Source organism: Camelimonas sp. FR25 (genome assembly GCF_059740505.1).
In genome coordinates, this window is sequence record NZ_JCAWFG010000054.1 from 1 (window position 1) to 1,139 (window position 1,139).

Sequence of the window (1,139 nt, forward strand, 5' to 3'; positions counted from 1 at the left end):
CGCACTGCAACATTGGCACGATCGGCCACGTTGACCACGGCAAGACCTCGCTGACGGCGGCGATCACCAAGGTGCTGGCCGAGACGGGCGGCGCGTCGTTCACGGCGTATGACCAGATCGACAAGGCTCCGGAAGAGAAGGCCCGCGGCATCACCATCTCGACCTCGCACGTTGAGTACGAGACGGCGAACCGCCACTACGCGCACGTCGACTGCCCCGGCCACGCCGACTATGTGAAGAACATGATCACCGGCGCGGCGCAGATGGACGGCGCGATCCTGGTTGTGTCGGCTGCTGACGGCCCGATGCCGCAGACCCGCGAGCACATCCTTCTGGCCCGTCAGGTCGGCGTGCCGGCTCTGGTTGTGTTCATGAACAAGGTTGACCAGGTCGACGACGCCGAGCTTCTCGAGCTGGTTGAGCTGGAAATCCGCGAGCTGCTGTCGAAGTACGAGTTCCCTGGCGACGACATTCCGATCGTTGCTGGCTCGGCGCTGATGGCGCTGGAAGACAAGTCGCCCGAGATCGGCCGTGACGCCGTTCTGAAGCTGATGGAAGCTGTCGACGCTTACATCCCGCAGCCGGAGCGTCCGGTTGACCAGCCGTTCCTGATGCCGGTTGAAGACGTGTTCTCGATCTCGGGTCGCGGCACGGTTGTGACTGGTCGCGTTGAGCGCGGCATCGTCAAGGTTGGCGAAGAAGTCGAGATCGTTGGTCTGAAGGAAACCCAGAAGACCACGGTGACCGGCGTCGAAATGTTCCGCAAGCTTCTGGACCAGGGCCAGGCTGGCGACAACATTGGCGCGCTGGTTCGCGGCATCAAGCGCGAAGACGTGGAGCGTGGCCAGGTGCTGTGCAAGCCGGGTTCGGTGAAGCCGCACACCAAGTTCAAGGCCGAAGCCTACATCCTGACGAAGGAAGAGGGTGGCCGTCACACCCCGTTCTTCAACAACTACCGTCCGCAGTTCTACTTCCGCACGACCGACGTGACCGGCGTCGTGCAGCTGCCGGAAGGCGTTGAGATGGTGATGCCGGGCGACAACATCGCCATGGACGTCACCCTGATCGCTCCGATCGCCATGGAAGAGAAGCTGCGCTTCGCTATCCGTGAAGGCGGCCGCACCGTCGGCGCAGGCGTC

General features: G+C 63.2%; 1 protein-coding gene. It reads left to right on the forward strand.

Annotation, left to right across the window (positions count from 1 at the left end):
• Positions 1-1,139: elongation factor Tu (gene tuf / locus AC6A67_RS06905; RefSeq protein ID WP_498035816.1), on the forward strand; the 1,139-nt coding region annotated here is incomplete at both ends.